This is a genomic window from Sedimentibacter sp., assembly GCF_033447055.1.
Taxonomy (GTDB): domain Bacteria; phylum Bacillota; class Clostridia; order Tissierellales; family Sedimentibacteraceae; genus Sedimentibacter.
In genome coordinates, this window is record NZ_JAWQJF010000025.1 from 1 (window position 1) to 4,166 (window position 4,166).

The window sequence follows — 4,166 nt, forward strand, 5'->3', positions numbered from 1 at the left end:
AGGGGGTCATTGTTTTTTATTTTAAAAAATTCTGTAACCCTTGAAAATAAAAGTTTTTAATAAAAAAAGAGGAGTGTCTTATTGACACTACCGAATAATTGATAGAGGTACGAGAATGAATAGAAGATTATTAGGAAATACTGGGATGGAAGTTTCTGTGATCGGTTTAGGCGGAATACCAATTCAAAGAGTTAGTCAGGAAGAAGCAACAGACATCATATTAGAGTGCAAGAACAAAGGTATAAACTTTATAGATACAGCAAGAGGATACACAGTAAGTGAAGAGTATATTGGAAATGCGCTCAAAATTGCAGGGAGAGAAAACTTTTTTATTGCAACAAAAGCAATGGGTTATGATTATGAATCTATGAAAAATTTCATTGAAGAAAGCTTAAACAAAATGAAATTGGATTATATTGATTTGTACCAGATTCACAATGTAAGCAAAATGGAGCAGCTTGAATCAGTTCTTTCAGAAAATGGAGCTTTGAAAGCATTGATGGAAGCTAAAGAAAAAGGACTCATTAGGCACATAGGAATCACTGGACACATTAGAGAAATTCTAATGAAAGCAGTTGAGTATGGTGGATTTGAAACAATACAATTTCCATTCAATCCTGTTGAATCTCAGGGTATAGAGCTTTTCAACAAGGCGTTGGAAAAAGGAATTGGTACAATAGCTATGAAGCCAATGGCAGGAGGAGCTTTTGAAAAGAAAAATCTTTCTTTGAAATATATTGTTAACAGCAATTTAATTAATGTCGCTATACCTGGAATGGATTCTTTAAGTCAAGTTGCAGAAAATGCTGCTGTTGGAGTAAACATTGAACCATTGACTAAAGAAGAACAGCAAGAAATAGACAAAGAAGTACAAAGTCTTGGAAATGAATTTTGCAGAAGATGCGGTTATTGCAAGCCATGTCCTGAAGGAATAGATATTCCTAATGTTTTTATATTTGAGGCGTATGCAACAAAATATAATTTAAAGGAGTATGGAAAAAGCAAGTACGATGCATTAACGGTAAAAGCAGATGCATGTGTCAGATGCAGGAAATGTGAAAGCAGATGTCCTTACAATCTTCCTATTGTAGAAAAATTAAAACATGCCGTAGAAACATTCAAAAATTTACAATAGCTTCCTTTACGGGAGCTTTTTATTTTTGTATAATACATTAACAATATCGTTAAAATATAAAATAAAAACTATACGAGGAGATTAAATATGCGAGATTATGGTGTATTTGATATAATTGGACCAATAATGATTGGACCATCAAGTTCTCACACAGCAGGTGCTGCGAGACTTTCTAAAGTTGCAAGTACAATAGCAGGTGGAAAAATTAAAAAAGTGGAATTTTTACTTCATGGATCATTTGCACAAACATATAAAGGACACGGAACAGATAAAGCATTGGTGGCCGGAATACTAAACATGGATCCATGGGATGAAAATTTAAGAAGATCATTCGAAATAGCAGCTGAAAATGGAATAGAACTTGTGTTTACAGAAGCAGATTTAGGAGATGTTCATCCAAATACTGTAAAATTCTTAATAACTAAAGAAGATGGTCAAATTACAGAAGTAACGGGTTCTTCTGTTGGAGGAGGAAATATTCTAATTTTTGATATTGACGGTCAAAAAGTAGATTTCACAGGTGATAAGCCAACTCTTTTAACTAAGCATAAGGATTTGCCAGGTGTTATTTCCAAAATTTCTTCACTTTTCTATGATGAAAATATGAATATAGGAACTATGAGAGTTTACAGAACCGGAAAGGGAAAGACTGCTACAATGGCATTGGAAACAGACAGCCAAATTCCTGAAAAAATAATGAATAAAATTAAACAAATAGAAGAGATTGAAAATGTCAAATTTATAAATTCAATTATCGAAGGAGACATATAATATGTTTGTATCAAGTGGTAAAGAGTTAATCGAAATTTGTAAAGAAGAAAACATATCAATATATGAATACACCATAAGGGAAGAAATGGCTAAGAGCGACCTGAGCAGAGAAAAAATTATTGAAAAAATGAGAAAGAATCTACAGGTTATGGTGAACTCCTCAAACTTTGCACAAGAAAATATAGTAACTTCAGTTAGTGGCCTAATTGGTGGAGATGCTTATAAACTAAAGCAATATACAGACAGCGGTAAATCATTGACAGGGGATTTTATGACAAGAGCAATGGCAAGAGCTATATCATCATCTGAAGTTAATGCAGCTATGGGAAAAATAGTAGCATGCCCGACTGCAGGCTCTTGCGGAATTTTACCTGCAGCTGTTTTATCAGCAGGAGAAAAGCTGCAAAAATCAGAAGAAGAATTAATAAATGCTTTATTTACGGCAGCAGGTGTTGGTGTTATAATAGCTAAAAATGCAACATTGGCTGGTGCTGAGGGTGGTTGTCAGGCAGAATGCGGTTCAGCAGCAGCAATGGCATCGGCTGCAGTTGTTGAAATGATGGGCGGTACACCGGAACAAGCATTAGATGCCGCAGCAATAGTTATAAAAAATGTTCTTGGCCTTGTATGCGATCCTGTTGCAGGTCTTGTTGAAGTGCCGTGTGCAAAGCGAAATATTGCAGGAACTGTTAGTGCTCTTACCACTGCTGATGTTGCTATGAGTGGAGTTAAAAGCAAAATACCTTTTGATGAAGTAGTGTGGGCAATGTATAAGGTAGGAAAGCAGCTTCCTCCAGAACTTAGAGAAACAGCCATGGGTGGTATAGCCATAACTCCAACAGCATTAAAACTTAAGAAGGAAATTTTCGGGAAATAAAATTTTTAGTATACAGGAACGACATTGTCGTTCCTTCTCTTCTTTAAAAAATCAAAAATAAAAGTTTTAATACATATTGACAAAAAACTTTTGATTGTATAAACTTATATGAGTTTATTAATTATTGATAGACTATATTGGAAGAGTATCGAAGTGGTCATAACGAGCCGCACTCGAAATGCGGTAGCCTTCCGGGGCACGTGGGTTCAAATCCCACCTCTTCCGCCATTATGCGTTTAGGAGTTGATTGAGTGAAAGATGTTGACATGGCTAAGGAGCTGTTAGAAAAAGAAAAGCTTACATTAGCAATAGTCAAAGATGGAAAACTTGTTTTTTCAAGTTATGAAAGAGGTATTAAACCATTGTACACAGCTGTTGAACAGCTTAAAAATGAACTAGAAGGTTCAAGCGTTGCTGACAAGGTTACAGGCAAGGCTGCCGCAATGCTTTGTAAATATGCAAACATTAAAGAATTGCACACAAAACTTATTTCAGAAAATGCAATGAAATTGTTAAATGAAACATCAATTGTATATGAGTATGACGAATATGCTCCATACATAAAAAATCGTGATAAAACAGGAATGTGTCCCGTTGAGACTTTGTCTTTAGAAGTCCATAATATTAACGAACTATTGTTACGAATAGTAAATTTTTTAGAAAGTATAGAGAAGGTAGACTAACATGAAAATAGCTGTAACCATGAAGGTTTAATAAGTAATACTTCATGGTTATTTTATTTTCAGGAGGGAAAAATGAGTAAAAAAATAACAACAAAAGAATTAGTTTTAAGCGGTTTATTATTGGCCACAGGCATAATATTGCCTACAATATTTCACATGTTTGGACTTACAGGCCCAATTGTATTGCCAATGCATATACCTGTATTGATAGGAGGCTTTCTGTTATCACCCCAATTAGCATTGTTTTTAGGAATTGCCACTCCTGTTATATGTGGATTGCTTACCGGAATGCCTGTAATGTTTCCAATGGCAATTATAATGGCATTTGAATTAGGAATATACGGTTTGACAGCATCTTTGTTAACAAGAAATTTGAAATTATCAGTTATACCATCATTAATTATTTCCATGATAGCAGGAAGAATTGCAGCAGGACTTACAGTAGCTGCATTAGTTCAGTTGTTTGGCATTAAAATGGATCCATTGTTGTATGTAAAAGGAGCTGTAATAACAGGTCTTCCGGGAATTATCATTCAAATAGTTTTTATACCTTCGCTTATTTATGCCATAAAATCATATTTAAAAAAATCATCAATGAGAGCTTAATTTTGGTGTATTGAATTCAGGAAAATGTAAGGGACTGTTGCATATGTTGAAATCATGAGATTCTTCGGGATAAATCCCTCAGAACGACACGATA

5 protein-coding genes and 1 tRNA gene are annotated in these 4,166 nt (G+C 34.5%); all 6 read left to right on the forward strand.

The annotated features are described in order from the left end of the window. Positions 1 to 115 precede the first annotated feature (115 nt). Positions 116 to 1,135 carry an aldo/keto reductase gene (locus tag SA378_RS01610; RefSeq protein WP_318524247.1) on the forward strand — a complete coding sequence of 340 codons (1,020 nt, stop codon included), beginning with the start codon at positions 116 to 118 and terminating at the stop codon, positions 1,133 to 1,135. 87 nt (positions 1,136 to 1,222) lie between these two features. Next, complete coding sequence (gene sdaAB, locus SA378_RS01615; protein WP_318524248.1) at positions 1,223 to 1,906, forward strand: L-serine ammonia-lyase, iron-sulfur-dependent subunit beta; 684 nt, start codon at positions 1,223 to 1,225, stop codon at positions 1,904 to 1,906. 1 nt (position 1,907) lies between these two features. Continuing rightward, positions 1,908 to 2,783: an L-serine ammonia-lyase, iron-sulfur-dependent, subunit alpha gene (sdaAA, locus tag SA378_RS01620; RefSeq protein WP_318524249.1), complete on the forward strand. Its 876-nt coding sequence runs from the start codon at positions 1,908 to 1,910 to the stop codon at positions 2,781 to 2,783. 139 nt (positions 2,784 to 2,922) lie between these two features. Next, positions 2,923 to 3,011 (forward strand) — tRNA-Ser (locus SA378_RS01625). Between the two features lie 23 nt (positions 3,012 to 3,034). After that, entirely contained in the window at positions 3,035 to 3,466 is a 432-nt protein-coding gene (locus SA378_RS01630) for a DUF1893 domain-containing protein (RefSeq protein ID WP_318524250.1), read from the forward strand. A 72-nt stretch (positions 3,467 to 3,538) separates the two neighbouring features. Continuing rightward, positions 3,539 to 4,072, forward strand: a complete 534-nt coding sequence (locus SA378_RS01635; RefSeq protein WP_318524251.1) for an ECF transporter S component — start codon at positions 3,539 to 3,541, stop codon at positions 4,070 to 4,072. Positions 4,073 to 4,166 lie beyond the last annotated feature (94 nt).